We start from the raw sequence: 24738 nt of genomic DNA, 5'->3' as shown, positions 1-24738 counted from the left end.
GGCGATAGTTTCGATTATAGAAAGGAGGAAAGCTTCCTACAATAGCTGCATCTTATAAACAATATACAAAGGTTCACAATGGAATTTGTTAGTTTAGCCGTGCTCGGTTTCTTTATTGTCATTAGTCCCGGTGCGGATTTTGTCTTAGTGTTGAGGAACAGTGTTCAACAAGGAAGAGCGGCAGGTGTTTGGACAGCCATTGGCATTAGTACCGCGATTACGGTTCACATCGCCTACTCTATTCTAGGTATTGGTTACTTAATTTCACAAAACCTTTTTCTTTTCCAATGTCTGAAATATCTCGGCGCTGCGTATCTGATTTATCTAGGTATAAAAGGATTTTTATCCAGCAGCCACGAATTAGAGCAACAAGCAGGCATGGACAGCCATCAAGCTCAATGGCGCTATGCATTGCAAGGCTGGCTATGTAACGCATTGAACCCAAAAACCATGTTGTTTTTTGTCAGTATCTTTAGCCAAGTCATTTCTCCAAACGGCGAAGAAATGACTCTAGCGCTGTTTTACGGTGGCTATATGATTCTGCTCCACGGGCTATGGTTTGGTTTAGTGGCCGTCCTGTTGACTTCGCCAACACTTCAAACGCGCTTGCTGAAATTGAAGAAAAGGCTAGAACAAGCCTGCGGCATTGCGCTTGTCTCTTTCGGCGCCTTATTGGCAACCAAAGCGTGATAAGGATCAGTCAAGCAGTTGCTTGAGTTGCTCTTCCAACCATAAGAGTGCCGGCCCCTTACCTGAACTTTTCAAGGTCGCCACATCCACAGGTGGGCTCCAAGTTTTGTGATCAATCGAAACATGCAACTCAACCAAGGCGCCTGACTCAATAGCAGGATCCACCATGTGAGCAGGCAGATAGGACCAACCTAAGTTGCCATGCAGAATAGTGTGCTTGATCGAGCTAAAGCTGTTTGACCACCACACCTTGGACGCCAGCACGGGAAATTGCTGTAGGGTAGCGCCTTGGTCACCACGCGGTAACAACTGACGGTATTTGATGGCATCAGTGATCGTGACCGTATCCAGCTCAGCCAGAGGGTGAGCAGGATGGCAGATCGCTTTAAACGGTAAATGCCCAATAAAGCACGGGTGAATGTCCTGACTAAAATCCAAATCAGTAAACATGATGCCAATGTCTGCCTGACGTGAAGTCAAAGACTCGACGACATCCATACTGGCGGTCGAAATCAGTTCAATCTCTGTAGCCGGAAATCTCTCAGCAAACTGGAGAAGTATCTTCGGAAAGTTCGGCACCATGAGCGCATCATCCACGGCAAGGCGAATTAGTTCCTCATCGCCGTTTTCAATCGATTCCACAGAGGCGTTCAGCTCTTCCACCTGCAAGACAATCGCTTTGACCTGCTTAAACAATTGACGCCCTTCACGGGTTAGCGTCGGCTTACGCGTCGAACGATCAAATAGCTGAATATTCAGATCAATCTCTAGATTGTTGATTCCCTGACTCACCGCTGACTGCACTTTGCCCAATTTTCTCGCGCTGGCGGAAAAGGAGCCCTGCTCAACGGCTTCAACAAACATCCTTAGTTGCTCAATGTTATACATATCATCATTCGTGATAGTTACTATCTTTATACAATCATAAATATCGATACTATTTATAGCAAATAATCAGTACATAAGTGAGAGAGAAACAATGTCACATAAAGAACGCATTCTACATATGGTGCTATTTGAACTGGTTGCCTTGATTTTAATGGCGACGCTAGCAACGCTGATCACTGGAAACGGCGCGGGCAAAATGGCGGGGCTTGCAATCGCACTATCGCTGATAGCGATGGGTTGGAACTACATTTACAACTATGGTTACGACAAAGTATTCGGCGCAGACCGCAGTAAGCGAACCGCCAAAGTACGTATTCTGCACGGGCTCGGATTCGAATTAGGCATGATGATCATCTCTTTCCCAGTTCTAATGTGGACATTGCAACTCGGATTCTGGTCAGTATTAGTCATGGATATTGGCGTGGTGATTTTTTTCGTCCTTTACTCCATCGGCTTCAACTGGGTTTACGACACTATTCGTCAACGTATTACCGCTCAGCGACTAGCCACTTCAGCATAAACACAGATTCACGGGCTTTGGTTTTATCAAAGCTCGTGGTATTTAGCCGCTATTCGCTTTACACTTCGCTTATTACTCCGCAAATCCACTTCATTAATGCTCACTATTTCAAACACAGTCACGCTTCAGGCATGGGAGATTCAACTAACGGCAATCCGCGCTCAAGGTGCCGGTGGCCAGAATGTGAACAAAGTGTCTTCTGCGATACACCTGCAGTTTGATATTAAGCACTCAACACTTCCTGCGGTGTATAAAGAGCGCTTGCTGGCCTTAAATGATTCACGAATCTCGAAAGAAGGCGTTATCACCATCAAAGCGCAGCAATACCGCACTCAAGAGCAGAACAAAGAAGACGCACTTAATCGGCTCGCCGAACTGATTCGCTCAGCTAATGTTGTACAGAAAAAACGCCGCGCAACCAAACCTACAAGAGCTTCGAAAGAAAGACGCCTAAAAGCCAAAGGGATAAAATCACAAACTAAATCCTTGCGCGGTAAGGTGAGCCACTAAAATATCCTTAATACCCCTTCAAGATTGGGGCGGCCTACTAGACTCAAATAAATAACCAAACTTACCCAACATAACTAGTGTTTGGAGAAACCTGCCTTCAGAAGGTTAAGCAGGCATCAACCCTTAACTTTAAAAATATTAAAGATAGTTACGCCAGCAACTCATCGATTTATTAAGTGATGAGTTGCTCGTTCAGCTAACACCGAAGCATAGAGTGCAACGAGAGGTCGCAACAACTCCCACCACACTTCCTCATGTGAAGCCACCTTTTCAAGCCGTTCAATTTTCCATATCACATTGGTTGCATTCATCATTTGTGATCTACTGCCTTTCACCAAAATATAAAACCAGTAGCATATGCAAAATTTTTATTAAACTCCTGTTTTTATTTATATTTATGATGATTATGCAAAGTAAATTATCACTATTTATAAGGCCGAGGTCGTACATAAAAACAGCAATGATAATTACAACGAGGCTAGCTGCTATGACGCACACCTACATAGATCACTTTGGACCAACAACTACACATCATTACTTTAATCCAGGAAAGTACTTGAGCGACGAAGCACTTTTAAAGATTTACGATGAGTTACTCTCAATCAATGGACGCGCCAAGAAACCAGTTGATCACAGACTGTTAGATGCCGCTGATGATGTAGACGCGATACGTAACAAATTCCAAAGCATGGTTGTCGGCATCTTGTATAAAGAGCAACAAGTGCCTATTGGATTTTTGGTGAGCCCCATTATTCGCGAAGGTAAGTTAACCGTTGTTCACGCAGGACTCGTTGTTATCGCAGAAAACAATGGGACGAATCTTTTGGCACTCGCCACCGCAGGCTTAGCCAAAGTCATTTACAGAAAATATCGACGAGTCTATACCACCAACATATCTGCAACGCCCAGGATCATAGAAAATTTCAGCCGTTTTACTGTAAAAGGATGGCCTACCGCGGAGTCCAACCAAATCAAACCACCTTCTAAAATCTATGCTCGAGTTGCAGAAACGCTGGTAAATGGTTATGTCAAAAAGTACTTCCACAATCCGGAATCCGTTACCTTTGACTCGAAGCGTTTTGTTCTCAGCTCAGAAACCGATGAAATGGGGTTTGAAAAAGACTACCGCCAGTTACCCAGAGCAAAGCGCCACAACGTAAACAGCTTTGTTATGACGTGGATTGATACTGAAAAGGGAGAAGACATTCTGCAAGTTGGTATATTTAACACTTGGGTTGCATTCAAAACCTGGATTCAAATCAGTCTCTATCGATTGATTTTAATGGTTAGCTCTGGACCAGCCTATCAAACCAAAGAAGCTGTCACTGAACAATCTACCGAAGGAGCCTAGTGATGGACTACTCACGTAACTGGTTGTTCGTCTCGCCTACGGAACAGCAGCAACTAGCCTCTACCAAACTTTTGATCGTAGGCTGTGGAATCGGTGGGGTCGTAGCAGAACTGGCTCTTCGCACTGGCATCCGGCATATCACCATTGCCGATGGCGATACCATTGAGTCAAGCAACCTTAATCGACAAAACTTTACTTCCCACGAGCTTGGTAAGAACAAAGCGTCAGCAGTTGGAGACCGACTGACAAAAATAGATGCGACAGCATCAATTAATGTTATAGACAAGTTTCTGGACGAGTCAGACTTGATGGCACATATCCCTGAGCATGACTTTGTCATCAATACCATAGACTTTGATGCACCTGAATTCCCTCTCGTACACCATATCTGCAAACAGCATAAGAAAGTGGAGATTTTTCCCATCAATTTAGGCTTCGGGTCTGGGATGACATTGCTCGATCACACGACGCCAGGTTGGCTGGAGCACTATCAAGTCGCTCATCACACCGAGATTAAACAGGCTATTCTGATGCACTTGCTTCACTCCGGTGCCATGTCCGACTATTTGGTAAAGAGCGCAGAGACTTACTACGCAAAACAAGTGGAATACGACTCGCAGCTCGCCATTTCTTCATCAATTTCGGCATCAATGGCTATAGGTGCTATCGTTGCGATAACCAAAGGTAGCCCCGTTGCCAAATTCCCTCAGTTCCAATACGTCGATGTAATGGCGCCAACGGTTTTGTAGGGTGTTCTTCTGATCATTTCGGGACCAAAACTGGCTAATTAAGTAAAAATCCCTCTTCGAAGAGGGATTTTTAACCAGAGCATTAAATATGTATGTCTTGAGGAGTAATTAAGACTCTTCCATTCCATCTCGCCATGCCGATAGCACTTCAATATGACTTGGTTCTATGCCACAACATCCACCAATAATACTAGCGCCGAGCGAATGCCATGTTTTTGCGAACTCTAAATATTCCTGAGGAGAAAAATGACGCAGCGCCTGCACAGTGTTATTCGCCTCATGGCTGGTATTTATTGGCGTAAAACTGTTTGCAAACACACCAATCGCTAGCTCACGCTCCAGTAGGCCAACCACGTTATTCACCGCTTTGATCGCTTGCTCAATAACCTCTGGAATTGAGCAATTAAAGAATATTCCTTTAGCCTCACTACTCAACAAAAGCTCTACTGCTGATGACACCGACTCACCAGATCGAAGACGAGCTGGTTGATTCACTTCATCCATCAAGGTGAAGGCAACAAAATAAGGTCTATCCGTCTGCGAGAAAACGTCCAAAACAACCTTTGCTTCTGCCAAACTCGATACAGTTTCCGCCAGCCATACGTCTACATACTGGTCTTGAGCCTGAAACAACAACGAACTTATTTCATGGGCCTTAGCTTCCTCAAAGAGGTCAGGACGATATGAGCCCAGAGGAGGAGGAAGCGAGCCCGCAACCACCACATTTTTTCCTGAACAATCCACCACTTCACGAGCAATTTGAGCTGCACTTTTTGCCAGCTCTTTGCCTCTGGACGCATACAGTTCTTCCCCTAGATGAAAAGGAACACAAGCATAGCTATTCACTGTGATGACCTCTGCCCCTGCATCAATAAAACCTTGATGAGCTTGCTTTACATAATGTGGGGATTCAATCAGAGCTTGAGCACTCCAGAGAGGTTGAGAGAATGGCGCTCCGATGCGTTTTAATTCGCGACCCATACCGCCGTCAAGTATCGTAACTTTGTTCATTTTGGACTTCTATACTGCTAAGTACCCTTAAGGCAATTCAATCACATTAATGCGTAGACAAAAGTGATAGTTTCTCATTATTAACATGAACAAACTTCAAGTTTATGTCTCTAGTATAAAATAACGTCAATGTAAGTGAAGATCTCTTTCTTCAAGGTACGAGATTGAACCACAGCTGAAGTACACTATCTTGGCCGACGACCAGTTTCACACAAGACTCATTCGAGCTTCTCTAGGTGTAATGAGTGATCGACGATATAACCTTGATATCGCTCTAGTGCACCTTCAGGAATCGCGAACGGCAAACCTCCCCAAGAGAGCTGCGGAACCGCTCTTACATAGGGTAAAACGCACAAGTCTACAAATTGCTGTTGAGTGTAAGGAAACGATATAAAATCGGTTTTCCACTGATTAATATTTGCGATCAATTCTTGGACAGAACGGTGTTCCTCACATCCCGCAAGGAGCTCTGGGCTCGGCAAATAATAGGATGTTTTATACCCTGATGCATGGAAATCAGCGAGTGCAGCCGCGTTTTTAGATTCTACAATTAGACGTTGCCTGTCTTCCTTCTGATTAAAGTAGCGGTTCAGATAGCCTACAATAGTTGGGCTAATTTCAGGCGTTAGATTTTTCAGATCTAACCATAAACGACTGCTTATCGGTACAATATCCACAAGCTGATGGAAGTAGAACGCCATTGATGCATGTTCAGGATAGTGGTAAATATCCAGCGCCTCTTGGTCCACATTCCAAACCGCATCAAACTCGAATGCCTGATAATACTTAGCGTACGTTTTTGCCCGCTCAGGACTGTTTGTTCGGTGAGCATAAACATGCTCAGGAATACGATAGCGTTCAAAGAACAAAGATAACGCTAGTGGATCTTCAACGCCGTATGAATCAGCATCTAACTTACCTTGTTCCAAAATAGTGACAACGGGTAATTGATCACAGCTTGCAACCAACCCTACTTTCTCGACGACTTTACAGCTGGAATAAACGGCAAAAACCCTGATCGGCCTCAGCTTATCGAACGTCAGCAAGATAAGAACAGATGTGAAAATTAAAAGATAAATTAATGAGCGTTGTATCTGCATTGCTGCTGCCCCGGATAATAAAACTCAAATGAAAAGTCACTAGGTAAGGTTTTCGTCACACCCTGCACAGAGTAATAGGTGAACTCACTGGTTGACTCTGGTGGCTCTATTTTCATACCGAGTGTTGATAACAAGACTTCAGGAAAGTAAGCGCTGTTAAACAGCAGATGTTGGTTATCCCGGTAACAGTTAATCACCTCAGACATATTTTTCCCTAGCGAACCAAAGACAAGGTAAGGCACGGCAAGCTCGTCTTCGATCCGAATAGGTTGAAGCCCATGCCCTTTCCCAATAACTTCACCATGATCGGAAAAGTAAACCAGTAAGCTGTTGGGTTCATCTTTAAACAGCCCAGAAATCAGTGCATCCAGAATCGAGTCTGTGAAATGAACAGAGCTCAAGTAAGCGATTTCAATGGGTGAAACATCAGAAGCAAGCGTGAGTTGCTGCTTGATGGCATCAAAGTGGGCTTGGGGCAATGCTTCACCATTTCTCACTGAGTAGTCAGCATGCTCGCCAGATAAATGCAGCACAACAAACTGATGCCCATCATCTTTGTTTAGCTGCTTTACCACCGCTTTGGCTGCATCAATATCTCGCCAAAGCTGTCCTGGCTCACCAGTATGGATAACATTATCTGAGGAAGTCGCTACTTTAGCGGTGAACGAGTCCCAGCGAGTGTAGAGCGCTTGGGTGGTAACCCAGGTAGTTTGGTATCCCATCATCCGGGCAACATCAATTAAGTTCACATAAGGCAACCCTTGGTACAACATTTGATTCGCCGAAATAAATGAGAACGAACGAGGGACGGATTCTCGAGTGTTGGGGGCAGGAGCAAAAACGCCATCGACCACGGTGACAAGGTTACTGTCTTCGATATAGCGAGCCTTCAGCTTTGGGCTCGAATTTATCTGACTACCGTAGAGAGAATAGGATGCTCTTCGTGAAGACTCTCCAATAACAATGACGATATTAGTAGGAATAGCGAGAGAAAAATCAGGCAACACATGCTCTGGCAAATCTTGTCCGTAGCTCAAGTGGCTCTGATAACGCTCATAAAAAGCCAAGGCAGCAACTCTGAAAATATTGTATGCGGGCGTGTCCTGATAAAGGTACAAAGTATGGACGTAATCTTCAGCTATCTGCTGTTTGGCTTCAGGGTCAAAGTTCCATTTAAAAACAGGTAAAGCGGTAGCCACAACCAAAACACTCAACAATAACGTCATTCGGCGCCATCCCTGAATAGGCAAGTAGGCTTTCCAGAAACAATACAGCCCTATGGCGGTGGATAGAAAGACCGGAACCATGATGCTCCAGTTAACGAGTTCAAAATAACCGATAACTTCTTCGCTATGTGTCAGCAGTATTGAGTGGAACGCTCCCGTAGAAACAAGGCCTCCCGTCAGAACCAAAGATACGATGCTGAACAAGCACGATAGAGCGAACAGAAGTTTGATCGCCTTACCCAACCAGCCTTTAAACGTCATGATAAATAACAGTAGCAGCACGCTCATCAGCGCGAAGTAGTAAGTGAATATACTGCTTAACTGCATGGTAAAAACGAGCGGAACGAGAAAAGGAAGTAAACCAACTACGCAGTACACGACAGCAGTTTTATTCATCGCCTTCATAGGCATTCTCCTCAATAACGACTTGCGCATTCAATCGATACAGCAGAGAACATGCCAACTATAAAATCTTTAAACTACAATGTATTAAGTGACAAACAGGGTTGTTGGGTTAATCTCAAACCCATATTGAGATAATCATCGCTTTTTGATTCTCATATCAAAAAACACTGTCGAAAACTTAGATATTGAGCTCCCTGCTTAACCAATAGTGTTTCTTGCAGAAATTAGATGCCACGGCTCAACTAGCCGTGGCAACAACGTGAGACTATCGCTCGTTCTTACTGTGTTTGCCTTCGAACATCTGATTAATAAATAAGGCTGACAAAATAATGGCTAACGCTAGCCCAGTATTGCCTTGGACAGACTCATCGGTGAGGAAAACACCAATCAATACGCCGACGGCGGGAACCAAATAATTGGTCATCGAAGTGAAAACCGCGCCCGCATTTTTAATACTCATCATATAGAGGTAATACACAACGCCAGCACATATCACACCTAGGTAAAGCAAAGACATAACTGATGACGTATTCGGGTGCGACTGATTGAGCGGTGCCGTCATCAAAGCAATCACAGTCAGCTGAACACTGGCCATACATAGAACATTACGCGCCACAATAAGTGGGTGCTCGCCTTTGACGCGATTAAGTAACAGCAACGCAATAGCAAAACAGATAGCAGAGAACACAATCGCTATCGAGCTAACAAGGTCGATACGCCCTGTCTCAGTGACAAGCTCAGGATAAAATAACACCAGCAGCCCGCCGAATCCTACGATAACGCTAATCGCACTACCTATACTGATTCTCGCACCTTTAATAAATACAGGCGCAAGCAACAATGCGTAGAAAGGCAATGTTCCCATCAATATCGCCGTAATCGAGCTTGATAACTCCTGTTGTGCCCAAGGTACCAAAACAAACGGAATTGCCGCCTCCAAAAGGCCAATTAGTGCAAACAGCCCCCATTGCCTGCTCACACTGGTTATGCCGATCATTTTGCATATCAGAGTTAATGTTAGTGCACCGAGAATAGCGCGGAATGTGCCTATCCATACTGGGTCAAATCCCATCAGCGAATATTTCTGGAAAACAAACTGAGAGCCCCAGATGAGCCCGATCGCAAGCAGAGTTAAATAGTTTTTAAACATGACGTGATTACCTAAAGTGCATCATTTTTCACTAGATGTGTATGTTGTCGTTGTTGGAGTAAGTTCGGTGGGCACATCGATTACATCGCTTTAAAAGCAACCGCATCCACTTCTATTTTCATCCCATCAAGCGCCAACCTAGGTACTGGGATCAACGTACTGGCAGGTAAGCGATCAGAAGGCCAACGCGTGAGCATCTCATCACTCCAGACTTTCAGTTTGCTTTCATCGTGATCGACGATTAACACGGTAATTTTTAATACATCGCCGAAGCTGATTGCATGGGCAGTCAGAGCAATATCTAAGTTGGTTAACACACTCCGCACTTGCTGGCGAAAATCTTCACTTAAACGGTGCTCGACGCCTTCTCCACCACTTTGGCCTGAGATATAAACAAGCTGCCCGTTAGAGGGAGCCGTTACTGTGTGACAAAAGCCATACGGTGTTGGATTGAATAAATCTGAGGGATTATGAAAAGTAATTGTTTTATTGGACATTTTTTACCTTCTAGCCATTGTACGTTCAAATCCCAGGCACTATAAAAGCTCAACCTAGCTTGAGGTCAATAGCATTTTTTAGTCCCGCAGATATAGCCAAAAGCGGGATAACAAATAAAACCCACAGACACGTATTTCTGGTTCGCTAAGTATGTCGAAAGGCTTTATTGCGAGCAAAAATGTTATGTTATAACATAAGAAAACAATAATAATGGAACATCAGAAAATACACGGTTTGGGTGAATGTTATGGACACAATCGAGACAATGATTGAACAGGCAGAGAAGCGCTGCCGGGCAAATGGAAAGCGGCTCACTTCAAAACGTAAGCAAGTACTCACAGCGCTCCTTCATGCTGATAAAGCCCTGTCTGTTTATGAGTTGATTGATTACGCAAAAACTCACTTTGGCCAAACGGTTCAAGCCATGTCTGCTTACCGAATCCTGGAGTTTTTGGAAGAAGAGCACTTGGCACATAAGCTCAACGCCTCAAGCAAATACGTCGCCTGTGCTCATATCCATCACGAGCACGAACATGGCGTCCCCCAGTTCTTGATTTGCCGCCAATGTAATAAGACTCAGGAACAAACTTTAGACCCATCCCTTATTACCAACCTAGAGTCAGATGCCAAGCAAGTCGGGTTTAAGGTGTTGACACCACAACTAGAGATCGATTGCCTGTGCAGTGAATGCAGCCAGAATTCCGATTAACACTCAGTAACTCAGCCAAAAGGAGCCGGTCCAACATTATGACCTCAATACTAATTAAGAATGCACACATCGTCAGCGACGGTATCGTGAGTCAAATGGATGTGCGTATTGTCGGTCAAAGAATAGAGAGAATAGAGGCAGATATTGTCGCCACCTCGGGTGACGAAATTGTCGATGCCAAAGGAGGTTTCCTACTGCCCGGAATGATCGATGATCAGGTGCATTTTCGTGAACCTGGCCTGACACACAAGGGCTCCATCGCTTCAGAGTCACGAGCGGCAGTAGCCGGCGGTATTACCAGTTACATGGAGATGCCAAACGTCAACCCTTCCACGACCACCATTGAAGCGCTCGAACAGAAATACGCGATTGCAGCCCAGCACTCCTGCGCCAACTACGCGTTTTACCTTGGCGCTACCGAGGATAACCTAACTCAAATACAACAGCTGGATCCAACAAAGCACTGTGGCGTAAAAGTGTTTATGGGCGCTTCAACGGGTGACTTGTTAGTCGAACACCCGCAAGCATTAGAACGAATCTTTGCGGAATCGCCCACGTTGGTAGTAACACACTGTGAAAGTAGCCCTATCATCGCCCAAAACAGCGACAAGTTGCGACAATCTCGTTCGGTATTCTCGATTGAAGACCATCCAGTACTCCGTGATGATGCCGCGTGCTTTGCGTCTTCATCATACGCCGTTTCATTAGCTAAAAAGTACCGCACGCAGCTGCACGTTCTTCACATCACTACGGAAAAAGAGCTTTCGCTATTTGAACCGGGGCCCATTCAACAAAAACACATCACAGCCGAGGCGTGTGTACATCATTTGTGGTTCAGCAATCAGGACTACGCTGAGCGAGGCAACCTGATTAAATGCAATCCAGCGATTAAGTACGCCAGCGACCGAGATGCCTTGATCCAAGCCTTGCACACCAATCAGATTGATATCATCGCTACCGACCATGCACCGCATACCTTGTCAGAAAAACAGGTGCCATATGAACAGGCTCCCGCTGGTATGCCATTGGTCCAACATGCCCTACTGAGCTTACTCGATCACGTCGACAAAGGAAGGCTGAGCTTGACTCAGGTGGTCGAGAAAGTATCGCACAATCCAGCACTCAGATACGCGATTAAAGACCGAGGATTTATTCGCGAAGGTTACTACGCCGATCTGGTGCTGGTCGACAGAGACAATTCCACCAGCGTCACTCATGACAACAGCCTGTATCACTGCAGCTGGAGTCCATTCGCAGGTCACACCTTTTCGTCGAAGATCCAAAGCACTTGGGTGAACGGCAACAAGGTATTCGACGGGAAACAAGTGACTTTTGAGCCATCAATCGCCAATGCCCTGTCCTTCACACGTTAGAAGCAGTTCCTATCCACTGAGATATTAAAATGTTAAGAAGAAACCCAAACGGGCATATGCCTGTCGTCTCCGAAACGGCATTCATTGACCCAACCGCCATCATCTGTGGCAAAGTGATTATCGAAGACAATGTATTTATTGGTCCCTACGCGGTGATACGAGCTGATGAAGTCAATGCGCAAGGAGAGATGGATCCTATTGTCATCAAACAGGATACCAATATCCAAGACGGCGTGGTTATCCACTCCAAAGCAGGCGCAGCAGTGACCATTGGCGAGCGCTCTTCTATCGCTCACCGCTCTATCATCCACGGCCCATGTGAGGTTTGCGATGACGTGTTCATCGGTTTCAACTCGGTCGTTTTTAACGCAACGATAGGAAAAGGCTGTGTCATTCGCCACAACTGTGTTGTTGATGGTTTAGATTTGCCTGAGCAATTTCATGTACCACCAATGACCAATATTGGCGCAGGCTTTGATTTAAGTAGCATTTCTAAAGTCCCGCCTGAGTATTCAGCATTTTCAGAGTCCGTTGTCTCTGCCAACCACACCCTTGTGAAAGGGTATAGGAGAATGGCAAATGAGCTCTGAACAACCAATCAAAGCGGTTCCGACAAATATTATTACTGGCTTTCTAGGTGCAGGAAAAACATCCGCAATCCTCAAGTTAATGCAGCACAAACCGGCTGACGAACGCTGGGCTATTCTGGTTAACGAGTTCGGTGAAATAGGTGTCGATGGAAGCTTGTTTCAAGGCCAACATAATCGAACAGAGCAAGTATTTATTCGTGAAGTTCCAGGTGGGTGCATGTGCTGCGCAGCTGGGCTACCCATGCAAATTGCTCTTAACCAATTACTTACCGAAGCCAAGCCTGACCGTCTTCTCATTGAACCGACTGGCCTCGGGCACCCTAAAGAAGTATTGCAAGTGCTCTCTTCTAAACATTATCAAGAAGTACTGTCTTTACAAAAAACACTCACGCTGGTTGATGCACGGCAGCTGTCTGATGAGCGTTACACGCTTCATGATACATTCAACCAACAGATTGCGATTTCAGACACCATAGTTGGCAGCAAAGTCGATTTATATCAAGGTGATGAGAAACGGCAGTTAGACGCTTATGTGACAAAGCTGGGTGGCTCGGACAAACGAGTGATTTTCGCCGAATTTGGCAATATTCCTTTTGATGAATTTGAGGGGCCTACTTTAGCTAACGAACAAGGCGGTCACCATCACCACCATGGCCAATCAAAACCTCTGGCCGCTGACCTACCTATGCCAGAGAGTGGCATCATCAAAGCAGTAAACGAAGGTGAAGGTTTTCGAAGCATTGGCTGGCGCTTCTCACCAGACAAAGTTTTCAGCCGACAGAAACTGGCATTAATGCTAGTTGAGCTGAACGTTGAACGTATGAAGGCTGTATTCATAACCGATATGGGAGTTTTAGGCTACAACATGACGTCAGACGGATTGACCGAAGTGATTCTGGATGATGGTTTTGAAAGCCGCGTAGAGTTTATCTCGGACAACCTTGATGACGAGATTGAAGCTCAGCTGCTGGCTTGCGTGATTGCCTAAACAACGAAGTCTTAGAGGGTAGACAGTACGCCTACCCTTTACATATCCACTTTATATTTTTACACGTATCTTTTCGGCCAGTGCCATGGCGATATTACTGGCACAATACGCACTTTCATTGATGAAATGAGGATACACTTCATTGCTCCCCTGCCAATGCACGTCATATCCATTGAAAGTGGCAAGGATTGGCTCTCCGGACTTAACAACTTCAAAGTCTTTCCCACAAATTGTCGGATGAACTGTCGCGATACGCATGCCATCATTATCCAGCGGAAATGCGACGTCTTCTAAATAACGAAACGCATCATACTCGGTACCGTGAATAGCTTTGCCTAAGTTATGTAGTTCAATAAAGTCTAGCACTGCGGTAAGCAAGTTTTTCATCAGTTCCAATGTTTCATAAGTCAAAGCACCGTGTGCTTGCGCACCGACTTCTAACATCACACCATACTGTCCAACCGAACATAAGTAGGGCTGCTCATGCCATGGTTTACGATCTTCAAATAGTATATTGGCACTCGGCATGCGGTGCTTCACGTATGACCCCATTTGATTGTAAAAAGGATCATCTGACAGCAGGATCAGCGTTGCACCCATGTTGCTGGTCGTGTTGTGTAAATCAATAATCAGTTGGTTTTGCGAATCTCCAAATCGTTCTGAAAATTTTGAGGCAAGTTCAGACTCCTTTGACTCTGAAGCTCCCGATAATGCCTTTGTTGAAAACTCACGGTTTAAATCACTTTCAACGAAACGAACACGACGCTCTACCGCCTCAGGGTTACCTATTACATTTTTAACCTCAAACGTTGATCGGTCGGCAGGGTAATGTCCATCTCTGATCAGCTTATGGAGATAAAGGCCTGTTAGCTCATTACCATGAGTGCCTGCCACGAGAAGCACTTGGTTTATTTTCGGCATAAATTGACGTCCTAAGTTCAATACAATGCAATAAATACAATGTTATAACATAACAATTTAATATTCGCGACTCGATGAGAATGAGAGAAACGTATTCTTGATGTAAAACCGGGGCACCCAGCAACAGTCCCCCCATAGGGTTAACCAATACTAGATAGGCGAAGAAGTAATACCAGTAGCAATATAAAATCAGTGGGTAGAAGCTAGAGATGGGTATAAAAATGGCTCCCTTTCATTGGGAGCCATTTGTTGTGAAGGTATCAGCTAAGGGTTACCCCCAAGCACCTTTACTGAGGGTTAAGACCAAGAGTTTGTAGAACAAGCTTGAAGTTATCTTGTCGCTCTTTAATCGCGTGAACTTCACCACTCACCGGACAAGTGTGATCCGGACAACCTCGGTTGACGATACCGGATACTGCATCAATAAACTCAGTACCTTGCAAGCCACCGTCTACATACTTCTTCAACTCAGTGTGATAGTTCCAGTGTGCGTATGGACCACCTTCATCGTTGTAAGCCTGTACCGAGGTTACCCAATAGAACAAGCCCGCAATCCACTTGATCTCTCTATTCTCTTCCGAGCTACAAATCAGCCCAGGGTTAGAACAGAAATCAAGGTCAGCATAAAGTGGGTTAGCAGGTGGTGCTTCTACCGTAACCCCATTCACTGTTGTACCGACGGTATCAGGGTCTACGTGCGAACGGCCCATGAAGTGGTTCAATGTACCGAAGTTCTGACGGCCAGTGGTTTGAATAACACCACGGCCCCACCAACCACATCCTTGGACAGTACCGTTAGTATCAGTGCCGTCCCAAATAAACGAGCCTGCTTTTTGATCAGCGTAGACTTTACATTCATCACGCTCCCATACCTGTTTCGACGTATCGACAACAGTTGGCACTTCATTACAGTGACCGCTGTTCGTCCAGCGCCCAACATTACCGTTCACTAACAGTCCTTGCTCTTCCAACACCGAGTCCGGAGCTGCGAAGATAGGGGCAGGTGCACCATACCACTTGGCATTGGTTAGTGCGCTCACTTCCATCTTCGGATCACGAGGACAAGAGTATGGGTGATCCTGACCCGTCACCGGATCCATACCATAGTCAGCATACTTCTGACCTAGCTGACCACAGCTTGCAGTCATAGGGTAGTTAACAGGCGCACCGTATCTCACTTCAGACCAGTTGTTTTCATCACAAGCATTGTAGCGAATCGTCTCTTGCATACTCTGTGACAAGAATGCAGCAATGGCGACTTTGGCATAAATGGTATTCGTTGCATCATCTGCCACGTCATCCAATAGCCAGAAGGTATTCCCTGCTACACCAACGTTGTGCATAGAGTTAAGGCCCGCTAAGAAATCAGCCCACTTGTACACCGTTGAAGGAATCCACTGTGATTGAGGTGTTTCAAACAGGAATGCTTGGTTGTTCATTGCTGTTTCTGCACTGGCTAACTCATTGTTCAATGAATCAATGCGAGTTAACGGCCCATTCGTGACACTTTCTCCAGCATAATAAAGCGGCACAGTGGCGCTTTGGTAGCGAGCAATTTTATCGCTCAAATCCGCCGTATCAGTATCAAACGAAATGGCGAAGATATTGCTGTGTGCGGCCTTACGAATATGGCGGTCACCATTCGTATTCCCCAAGAAGTAAGACGCGGTTTGCGTGGTAGGAAGAGAAGACAGCAGTGCTGGCGTTTGGAGATAATCAGTTACTTGTTTGACGTATTCCAAAGCGTAATGCCATTGCTCATCAGTTAGAGCTGGCGATGTGCTTGATTTAGTGAAAGCAACAAAGTCTGCTTTGGTCAACGACTCTGCTTTATACAGTTCAAAGCTAGACAATAAATCAGACGTTGCGCCTGACGCTGCATTCCAAACCGCTCTGCGACCAGAGTGAGTATCGTAAGCAAAATCACCGATACTTAATGTCCAACCGAACGTGGCTTGAGGCGCAAGTGTTGAGATAACTAGATTGTACGCCTGAGCCCAACCTTGTGCATCGTCACTTAGCGCATTGATATCATTGATATCAATTTGGCTACCTGTCGCATCAACAGCAGCAGTAAGCGCTTGCTTAACCGCGATGGCACCTAATGCTTGGCCTTTGTCTGCAGTCGCAGCATCCAGTACATCACTATTGATAATGACCGATGTTGAACCCGCAACTTCTACTGCTTGAATAAGAGATACAAACGCATTAGTTAACTTCGTTGTATCAGAGAGATCCGAGCTACCGATAGTATCGATCACTAGCGTCGCAGGTGCATTCAATGTCGCAGGGCTAGTCACGACAAAATTGCTTGGCCACCCGCTCACTTCAAGACGCACAGGGTCCATTGGATTTGGTAGTGACAGTAACGGTGCCGTACCCGGAGGTGTACTATCACAATTCAGGTGATGTCCCCAACTATCATCGCTACCAGGAACAGAAGCAGTCCACCAATTCGCTTTATAAGCGACATTGTCGTTCACCATGATGTCCCCACCATTCGCATGATCTCCACGCGTCCAGTTCGGATACACATTGAATTCAACACATAAGTCATCAACTGGTCCGGGGGCAGGATCTGGGTCTGGCGTCGGATCTGGGTCCGGTGTCGGATCTGGGTCCGGTGTCGGGTCTGGGTCCGGTGTCGGGTCTGGGTCCGGCGTCGGGTCTGGGTCCGGCGTTGTATCACTGATCAATTTCCACGGCGAGTCCCATTCATTTGGATACTCATCCGTTGGGCTTTGACCAGCGTTAGCCCACCACTTGGCTTCATATGTCTTCCCATCAATTGTGACTTGTGAGCCACCGGAGTAGGCCTTGGTTGAGTCATAAGGTTCCGCCGCATATAAACTGCCGCTTAAAACAATACACGCCAACGTAGTCGCTATCTTGTTCATCCTAAACATAAGTTTACCTTTAAGTTAATTTTATATTGTTTACTTCACGCTTGAATAAGGTTTTTAGATTCACTAATCAGATAAATAATGATCTAAAAATAAGCTAGCACTTTCCAACCTAATTATCTGGTCAATACGCTGTATTCGTGTCGTTATGCGGCTAATATCACGTCGATTTAGCTATTTCATGCCTAGTTAGTTATCGAGTTAAAATAACTTATGTACGCGTTAAAGTAGCTATTTACAGAATGAAATTTGGGGTAAGGGGTAGGTAAAGTTTAGTTACAAAAGAGGGTGTATTTTGAAATGTAAGCAACTCAATATATTGAATTTATGTCAGTATCTCTGTTTGTCTGATTATGATGAGCGGATAAATCTATTAGCGGATCATTATGGTCCAGTAATCGCAGGCAAGCCTTGGATCTGCATGAATGGCTCACAGCTATCCAAGGCTACTGATGTAGCCTTGGTGTTTTAAATAAGGTGACTTAGCGTGATTCAAGTGGATAAGAACGGTAACTCCACATACCGTAAGTTCGTAGAGCATCTCGGTAAATACCCAGCAGCTCGCTGTCGCTAGCCTTTGCCAGCTCTTTTAGCGGTTTGTCTGGGTAGCCTACCGTGTCAAACGTGATACCTTGCGGGCCTGTTTGCCAGCTTGCCACTTCAAACAGAGTCTGCCCGCGTCGTACGTGGCTCGCCGAGCTGATAATAGTGGCGTGTTTGATGCCGTGACGAGCCAAAGCGTAACTGCTGAACAACGCATTACCGACGGTGCTGGTCGCATAGTTTTCTTCAATGATGCGATCTTTACTGACACCTTTAGAGATCAACCAATCTGCCATGAGTTTGCCTTCCGTTTTATGGTTCTTAGGCACGCCCCCTGTCAGTACAATCAAAGCGTCAGGGTTGGCTTTCGCCATCGCTAACGTTGTTTCTAGGCGTTGAATCAATATTTCATGCATCGAGCCATCTGGATTTAGTGCGTAGCCCAACGTCACAATTGCCCCTTTGTCATCCAGCTTGCCTTTGTCCGCCGAGTCTTTCAGCGGTGTCGCCAAGACGCGATCGACGGTTTCAAAGAGACGAGTAATGTCAGCCGCTTTACCTGCATTTAACGTGCTCAGCTTTTCCATATGCTTGTTTGATTCAGCATCATTGCCTTTGAAGCGTTGCCAAACTGCAAGATACGCATGCAAATCCACATCATCAGGTGCGACCGTCAATGCTTGCTCGAACAACTCAATCGCACGATCAGCGTTCTTGTTGTAGATCTGCGCATTTGCCGCCGAAATCAGTAAGTCGGTACGGTAAGGCTCTAGTTCGTAAGCTTCCAGAAGTCGATTCGTGACGATTTCCATATTGCTTGGCATTTTTGCCGTAAAACCAGCGTGCGAGATACGTGCTGGTGACTTAAATGCAGTGACTGCATCTGCCAACAATTGATCCACCACTTGGCGTTTCGTTACAAGCTGCGCGTAGTCCGTTGACGCTTGAACCGTCGCGTCATTCGCAGCCAAAGAGTAAGGCGCAGCAGTAAGCGCTAGTGCGCCACCAAGAGCAAGGGCAATGATGTTCTTTTTCATGTAGAGGTCCTGATGTTGTTATGTTCGAACTGTGTCGATTAATTTTTTCGCAGTGTAAATTTACTCACCAGCAAAACCGTGAACCAATACGCATTTCGTGCTTATGACATTGATAAGGCTTTGAAAAAGCGAATTAAGATCACAAATCAACGCCATAAATGAATCCATAAAGATAATAATTTCACCCCATCAAATAACTTCTTATAGGCAACCTAATTACTCTTCTTGAGATAACCAAAAGTTAACCCGTCTCTTCTTATCATTCGGTCTTACACTGAACAAGAAGGACGAATGGAGTCAGGTTTCACAGTGCTACGTTATCCAACGTGACCTTGTTGGCTCCTGCGTTATCAACACAAGGACAATCTGATGAAGCACACCCAACAGCAGGTCAGCAGATTTTTGATGCAAGCCACGCTTGGTGCAGATCAAAAACTCATCGACTCTGTTTCCCAGCAAGGCATTGAAAAATGGTTGGCAAACGAGTTCAAATCAACGCCCTCTCCGAATCACTCATATGAGTCAACCACTCGTGAGATCTGGCACTACTTCAGAAGCAAGCTCGTCAATGCTCATGGGCAACGAGCGATAGATGGTGATGGCAACAACCCAGCTTTGCCATACAAGTGGTATTTCCATATGGCTTGGTGGCAAAAAGCGCTGGAAAACAACGAGAGTCTGCTTCGTCATCGGGTCGCACAGGCATTGAGTGAAATTCTGGTTATTTCCGACAACTCTGTGCTTGAACTCGATGCGATTGGTATGGCGAGCTATTACGACCTGCTCTACAAACACGCTTTTGGCAGCTACGCTGACTTACTCTATGACGTGTCTATGCACCCTTGTATGGGTGTTTATCTAAGTCACATCAACAATCGTAAAGCCGATCCTTCACAGCGTATCCATCCCGATGAAAACTACGCACGTGAAATCATGCAGCTGTTTTCAATTGGCCTTTATCAACTCAACCCTGATGGCACTCGTAAAACTAACCAACATGGTCATCCAATCGCTACCTACGACAATCGAGATATCAAAGAACTCGCCCGAGTCTTCACTGGCCTCAAAGCAGCGAGTTATCAGTTTGAGTGGGAAAACAGTTTTTGGAGTAAAGATTACAACGGTTACCAAGTCAGCTTTGAAGACGGTATCGACAAGCGCTACAAAACCATCCCATTTGTGAATATGACTCAGCCGATGGAGGTTGAAGAGAGCTATCATGACAGACAGGAAAAGTCATTGCTCAATGGGCACATCTCGCTGCGCAAGAATACTTCTGCTCAGGAAGAAATTCGGACGGTAACGCAAAAGCTGGTCTCCTATCCGAGTACGGCACCGTTTATCGCGACTAAGCTCATTAACCAGTTGGTGACGTCCAATCCCAGTGCAGAGTACGTCGAAGCAGTAGCCGTAGCGTTTGGTCCACAGGGTAATCTTAAAAATGCCATTCACGAGATCCTGACATACCCACTCAAGCACCCTGTGGGTAAAGTGAGATTTCTCAGCGCAGCTGTTGAACAAGGCACTCTGGTTCAGTCACAGAAGCTTAAGTCTCCCATTCTTCGAGTCACTCAACTCCTACGTGCATTTAATGTCTCTAACCAGTCAAAAAAATTGTGGGTGATTGGTGATGATATTGAAGATCAATTAGAGCAGCACCCGCTCTCCTCTCCTACCGTGTTCAACTTCTACAAACCGAGTTACACACCGCATGGCCCCATCGAAGACAGTGGACTGGTCGCGCCGGAGTTTGAGCTGCATAACTCGGCAACGTCCATCGCTTACGTCAACTACATGTACTACTGGCTATTTGGTGGCTATTTGCCTGCGGTCAGTACCGAGATAAGTCGCCAGCCGGGCATTCATAACGTCGCGGAGCTGGACATCGAAGCTCTGCAGGCGAACAAAGCAAATCGGCTCAAACTCAACTTTGCTAAGTACATTGGCAAAGCACGAGATCCTTCAAACCACGGCGCCCTCATTGATGAAATCAGCCTACTGCTGACGGGGAAAAACCAGTTAAGTATCAAGCCGCAGATTCTGTCTTCGTTTGCTGTATACAAAGATCAGCCAGAATGGGTGGTTCAAACCATCGTATTCTTCATTGCCATTTCATCTGAATTCACGGTACAGGAGGCGTAAACCATGGGTATTTCAAGACGACAATTTATAAAATCATCCACCGCCGCTTCTGCCTGCGCAGGGCTGATGCTTACTGGCACCGCTCCGGTTTATGCCGCACCTAAACCAGTCAAAAATACGCTTGGTAACATCAAACCAGCAAAAAAAGCGCTGGTGTTCATCATGCTTGATGGTGGTAATGATTCTTACAACATGTTGGTTCCCACCTCTGAACGTCACTATCGTGACTACCAAGTATCGCGCAGCAATCTGGCGTTAAACAAGAGCGAACTTCTTGCCCTGAGTGGCTACAAGGATGCTCAAGGGAGGCGTTTTGGTCTTCACCCTAGCATGCCAGAAGTGCAGCGGCTGTTTGATGCCAACAAGCTCGCCTTCGTGGCTAACACTGGCCCTATGATCAAACCGATTGAAAAATCTCAGTTTTACGCTGGGAATGTGCCACTGCCGCTTGGGTTGATGTCCCATTCTGATCAGTTCAAACACTGGCAGACAGCGAGACCAGGAGAGCGTATCAACCGTGGCTGGTTTGGCTATTTCGCAGACGCCCTTCAATCCAACAAACCGATTGAAGCGATTCCGATGAACATCTCACTCGCTGGCAGCAACATCATGCAGAACGGCTTGCAGTCCGCGCCTTATTCAATCACGGAATCTGGCAGCGTTGGGTTGATCATTAATGAGAGCCCAACCGAGCTTAACAGATTGCTGCTGGATAACTTTGAGAGCAGCCTCAATCAAAGCTACCCCAACGATCCTTTTAAACAAAGTTATCTGGCCATCACACGAGAATCCCAAGCTCAGCATGAAATCTACCGTAGAGCTGTTGAGGGGATCAGGGTTAAAACGACCTTCTCTGATTCGCCGTTGTCTAAAGAGCTACGCAAAGTGGCTCAGTCGATTAAGGCGGCAGATAACCTCGGCCACCAGCAACAGACTTTCTTTCTGCGCTATATTGGCTGGGACCACCATGATGAACTACTGAACAACCACGCTAGCATGCTCGCCATTCTAAGTAAGGCTCTTGGGGAGTTTCAACGCAGCCTTGATGAATTGGGAATTGCCGAACAAGTCGTGACGTTTACCGGCTCCGACTTTGGCCGCACACTGACCTCCAACGGTAACGGCACCGACCACGGTTGGGGTGGCAATACGATAGTGATGGGCAACGCGGTTAATGGCGGTAAAGTTTACGGCGACTACCCTTCTCTAACATTGGGAGACAAAAACCCGCTGGATGTTGGGGATGGCGTGCTGATACCCACCACAGCCATTGATGAGCTCTACGCTGAGCTCGCCCGTTGGTTTGGCGCCAGTGAAGAGCAGCTTCATCGCTTACTGCCTAACCTCAAAAACTTCCGGATTAAAGGTGAGAAAGATAAACTGTCCGGATTACTGAAGTAGCAATCAAGATACAAAAAACCACCAAATATGGTGGTTTTTTGTTTTTGTCATGCATCACAGCGTTATCTGAGATGCTCACCAATGTACTCTTGGTAGCTCAACTTTTTGTCCGCATTGTTATCCAGATAATCGAAGGCATACGCAGCGTATTGATTGAGATTTTGGTAGTACTCCTGCCAACATTCCGCTTTACACTCAACCGGAATGTTGGCATTAGCGTATTGCGTCTTCAACTTCTCAACATACGCATTGGCCTGTTTCAGATATTCGTCCTTGACCAGAAATTTGTCGCTATTGGTGTCCGCTTTATCAAACGACGCTTGCCAGTAGGCGTTGTAAATCACTGTACCTTGCTTAGTGAATTCTGATTTAGAAACCTGACTGTTACCATCTTTATCCAGTTGTTTAAATGTTTTGACCAACTCAGGCTCGGCGACCTGTAACGTTTTCTCAGAACACACTTTGGAGAGCCCTTGATTCCAATGTTCCCCTTCCGCATCCACACCACCATTTTTAAATTCTTGAATGTTCAGAGATCCGTTTTTATCGGTATCAAAGTAATCGAACATTTCATCAACGGCAGGCGCAGCGATAAGGTTAAAACTCAGCAGTGGTAAAGGTAAGTAAACGGCTTTAAGTAAGTGCATATCAGTTCCTTTCAATCGTGAATACCGAGCCAGTATAGAAAGCGGAACGTAAACGAATGGTTAACACTTAGAGATGAGTATTTGAGTAGAGAATAGAAAGAAGAAACCAAAAAAAACCCGTCTGAGTGACAGACGGGCACCTAAGTTTGGCAGTTAAACAAAGAGAAATTAATTCAGCCAGTACTTCATTTTGTCGATGAAGCTCGTATTCTTATTCCAGATCCAGTAGATACCTTGTTCCAATTCGCTTTCGGTCATGTTCTTAGGTCGATAGACGGGATGGCTTCCGTCATATTTGGACCAGTCTTTGGTCAAAATACGTCCTTCTTCGTCCAGCTTTCTGAAGGTCTCGGTTCCCGGAAAGGGAATCATGTAATGTGGAATCACTTTATCGACTTTAATGTCCTTCACAAACGCTTGAGTCTGCTTAAAAATCGTCGAATCATGCTCATCGAAGCCAAACAGAAAATCGCCCCACACTTCAATGCCATGACGACGGATTTTAGCGATGTACTCCTTCATTTTTACTGGTTTCACGAAGCCTTTCTTTTGCGCTTTCAAAGCGGCTTCAGACGGGGTTTCAATCCCGAGTAATACCGCTTTAAAACCAGCTCGGCTCGCAGCCGCTAAGAGCGCTTCATCACGTGCAATGAGCACCGTTGTCTCACCGTAAAAATTCATTTTGAGTGGCTCTAACGCAGCAAACAGATCCATGGCATACTGTCTATCATGAGTCAGATTGTCTGAATGCAGTTCCACCCACTCAACACCCAGCGTTTTTAGCTGCTTCACTTCTTCCACAATGTGGGCAATGGGCCTTTGTTCAAACTTGTTAAAGAATCGAGGAACCAAACAGAAATTGCACTTAAAAGGGCAACCCCGCGTAACAACCACCGACCACGTATAGTCGTAAACCGATGGTGGAATTATGTCGGTCGGATACGGGTTCAAACAGCTTAAATCAACAGGTTCGTTGCTTTGATACTGAGCCTTAAGTTGCCCGAGCTCTGCATCATTGAGCAGCTGAACCCAGTAGTTTTCCACTTCACCAAAAATTAGGCTGTCTGCATATTCAGCGGCTTCTTCGGGATTGAACTTGGTATGCAAGCCACCCAAAACCACCCACTTACCTTGCTGACGATAATGCGAAGACAGCTCATAAGCTCGATACGCGTCTGGGGTCGACATAAAAATCACTACCAAATCCGCATCGGGAGAAGGATCCGCTTTCATTCCAATGGTTTCGTCCACCATACCAATCCCATACCATTTCGGTGTGGCCGCGGCGGCGGCAAAGATGTTCTGCGGCGGCCCACCCGTTTCGGCTTTGTATTTGGAGTAATCGCTACCAGCAGATGCTTTAACCAGATAAATGTTCATCGTTCC

Annotated in this window: 22 protein-coding genes; 11 read left to right on the top strand and 11 right to left on the bottom strand. The window is 45.7% G+C overall.

Features of this window, described 5'->3' with window-relative positions:
• The first annotated feature begins 78 nt into the window (after positions 1–78).
• Positions 79–690, top strand: a complete 612-nt coding sequence (locus tag VIC_RS12770) for a LysE family translocator (protein WP_006960318.1) — start codon at positions 79–81, stop codon at positions 688–690.
• Positions 691–696: 6 nt separating this feature from the next.
• Here VIC_RS12770 and VIC_RS12765 read toward each other — a convergent pair whose 3' ends face one another.
• Positions 697–1578: a LysR family transcriptional regulator gene (locus tag VIC_RS12765; protein ID WP_039951903.1), complete on the bottom strand. Its 882-nt coding sequence runs from the start codon at positions 1576–1578 to the stop codon at positions 697–699.
• Positions 1579–1669: 91 nt separating this feature from the next.
• Between VIC_RS12765 and VIC_RS12760 the strand changes: the two genes are divergently transcribed.
• The 4 genes from VIC_RS12760 (at position 1670) to VIC_RS12745 (ending at position 4708) form a co-directional block, all read left to right on the top strand.
• Positions 1670–2098 (top strand): PACE efflux transporter, encoded by a 429-nt coding sequence (locus tag VIC_RS12760; protein ID WP_006960316.1) that lies wholly within the window; start codon positions 1670–1672, stop codon positions 2096–2098.
• 96 nt (positions 2099–2194) lie between these two features.
• Positions 2195–2608 (top strand): alternative ribosome rescue aminoacyl-tRNA hydrolase ArfB, encoded by a 414-nt coding sequence (gene arfB, locus VIC_RS12755; RefSeq protein ID WP_006960314.1) that lies wholly within the window; start codon positions 2195–2197, stop codon positions 2606–2608.
• Between the two features lie 556 nt (positions 2609–3164).
• Positions 3165–3959, top strand: a complete 795-nt coding sequence (locus VIC_RS12750; RefSeq protein WP_039951900.1) for a hypothetical protein — start codon at positions 3165–3167, stop codon at positions 3957–3959.
• Between the two features lie 2 nt (positions 3960–3961).
• Complete coding sequence (locus VIC_RS12745; RefSeq protein ID WP_006960308.1) at positions 3962–4708, top strand: ThiF family adenylyltransferase; 747 nt, start codon at positions 3962–3964, stop codon at positions 4706–4708.
• Between the two features lie 108 nt (positions 4709–4816).
• Here the strand turns inward: VIC_RS12745 and VIC_RS12740 are convergent, their stop codons facing one another.
• The 5 genes from VIC_RS12740 to VIC_RS12720 all read right to left on the bottom strand — a co-directional run bounded on the left by VIC_RS12740 (position 4817) and on the right by VIC_RS12720 (position 10097).
• Entirely contained in the window at positions 4817–5719 is a 903-nt protein-coding gene (locus tag VIC_RS12740) for a homocysteine S-methyltransferase family protein (RefSeq protein WP_006960306.1), read from the bottom strand.
• 218 nt (positions 5720–5937) lie between these two features.
• Positions 5938–6819 (bottom strand): hypothetical protein, encoded by an 882-nt coding sequence (locus VIC_RS12735; RefSeq protein WP_006960303.1) that lies wholly within the window; start codon positions 6817–6819, stop codon positions 5938–5940.
• Entirely contained in the window at positions 6798–8450 is a 1653-nt protein-coding gene (locus VIC_RS12730) for a phosphoethanolamine transferase (protein ID WP_006960301.1), read from the bottom strand. Before VIC_RS12730 ends, VIC_RS12735 begins: the two co-directional genes overlap by 22 nt.
• 265 nt (positions 8451–8715) lie before the next feature.
• Positions 8716–9600 carry a DMT family transporter gene (locus tag VIC_RS12725; protein WP_006960300.1) on the bottom strand — a complete coding sequence of 295 codons (885 nt, stop codon included), beginning with the start codon at positions 9598–9600 and terminating at the stop codon, positions 8716–8718.
• An 80-nt stretch (positions 9601–9680) separates the two neighbouring features.
• Entirely contained in the window at positions 9681–10097 is a 417-nt protein-coding gene (locus tag VIC_RS12720; RefSeq protein ID WP_006960298.1) for a RidA family protein, read from the bottom strand.
• Positions 10098–10345: 248 nt separating this feature from the next.
• On the opposite strand from VIC_RS12720, the gene VIC_RS12715 reads away from it, so the two are divergent.
• The 4 genes from VIC_RS12715 to VIC_RS12700 are packed head-to-tail and all read left to right on the top strand — an operon-like array spanning position 10346 to position 13758.
• Positions 10346–10807 (top strand): Fur family transcriptional regulator, encoded by a 462-nt coding sequence (locus VIC_RS12715; RefSeq protein WP_006960296.1) that lies wholly within the window; start codon positions 10346–10348, stop codon positions 10805–10807.
• A gap of 38 nt (positions 10808–10845) precedes the next feature.
• On the top strand, positions 10846–12180 hold the full coding sequence (locus tag VIC_RS12710; RefSeq protein WP_006960294.1) for a dihydroorotase: 1335 nt from the start codon (positions 10846–10848) through the stop codon (positions 12178–12180).
• 29 nt (positions 12181–12209) lie between these two features.
• The gene (locus VIC_RS12705) at positions 12210–12770 is read left to right on the top strand and encodes an LbetaH domain-containing protein (protein WP_031342569.1); all 561 of its coding nucleotides are present in this window, start codon (positions 12210–12212) and stop codon (positions 12768–12770) included.
• Complete coding sequence (locus VIC_RS12700) at positions 12760–13758, top strand: CobW family GTP-binding protein (RefSeq protein ID WP_006960290.1); 999 nt, start codon at positions 12760–12762, stop codon at positions 13756–13758. Before VIC_RS12705 ends, VIC_RS12700 begins: the two co-directional genes overlap by 11 nt.
• A 51-nt stretch (positions 13759–13809) precedes the next feature.
• Here the strand turns inward: VIC_RS12700 and VIC_RS12695 are convergent, their stop codons facing one another.
• The 3 genes from VIC_RS12695 to VIC_RS12685 all read right to left on the bottom strand — a co-directional run bounded on the left by VIC_RS12695 (position 13810) and on the right by VIC_RS12685 (position 19162).
• Positions 13810–14679, bottom strand: a complete 870-nt coding sequence (locus VIC_RS12695; RefSeq protein ID WP_006960288.1) for an aspartoacylase — start codon at positions 14677–14679, stop codon at positions 13810–13812.
• A 287-nt stretch (positions 14680–14966) separates the two neighbouring features.
• Positions 14967–17585 (bottom strand): cellulose-binding domain-containing protein, encoded by a 2619-nt coding sequence (locus VIC_RS12690; protein ID WP_039951895.1) that lies wholly within the window; start codon positions 17583–17585, stop codon positions 14967–14969.
• A gap of 479 nt (positions 17586–18064) precedes the next feature.
• Positions 18065–19162, bottom strand: coding sequence for a YdcF family protein (locus VIC_RS12685; RefSeq protein WP_006960284.1), 1098 nt, complete (start codon positions 19160–19162; stop codon positions 18065–18067).
• Between the two features lie 369 nt (positions 19163–19531).
• Here VIC_RS12685 and VIC_RS12680 point away from each other — a divergent pair, with 369 nt between their 5' ends.
• Positions 19532–21304 (top strand): DUF1800 family protein, encoded by a 1773-nt coding sequence (locus tag VIC_RS12680; protein WP_006960282.1) that lies wholly within the window; start codon positions 19532–19534, stop codon positions 21302–21304.
• 3 nt (positions 21305–21307) lie between these two features.
• Positions 21308–22705 (top strand): DUF1501 domain-containing protein, encoded by a 1398-nt coding sequence (locus VIC_RS12675; RefSeq protein ID WP_039951893.1) that lies wholly within the window; start codon positions 21308–21310, stop codon positions 22703–22705.
• A gap of 62 nt (positions 22706–22767) precedes the next feature.
• Here VIC_RS12675 and VIC_RS12670 read toward each other — a convergent pair whose 3' ends face one another.
• Positions 22768–23352: an EF-hand domain-containing protein gene (locus VIC_RS12670; protein WP_006960280.1), complete on the bottom strand. Its 585-nt coding sequence runs from the start codon at positions 23350–23352 to the stop codon at positions 22768–22770.
• Positions 23353–23520: 168 nt separating this feature from the next.
• Positions 23521–24732, bottom strand: coding sequence for a B12-binding domain-containing radical SAM protein (locus VIC_RS12665; RefSeq protein ID WP_006960279.1), 1212 nt, complete (start codon positions 24730–24732; stop codon positions 23521–23523).
• Positions 24733–24738 lie beyond the last annotated feature (6 nt).

The sequence above is a fragment of the Vibrio coralliilyticus ATCC BAA-450 genome (genome assembly GCF_000176135.1).
Taxonomy (GTDB): Bacteria; Pseudomonadota; Gammaproteobacteria; order Enterobacterales; family Vibrionaceae; genus Vibrio; species Vibrio coralliilyticus.
This window is presented reverse-complemented; position numbering and strand designations above follow the sequence as displayed.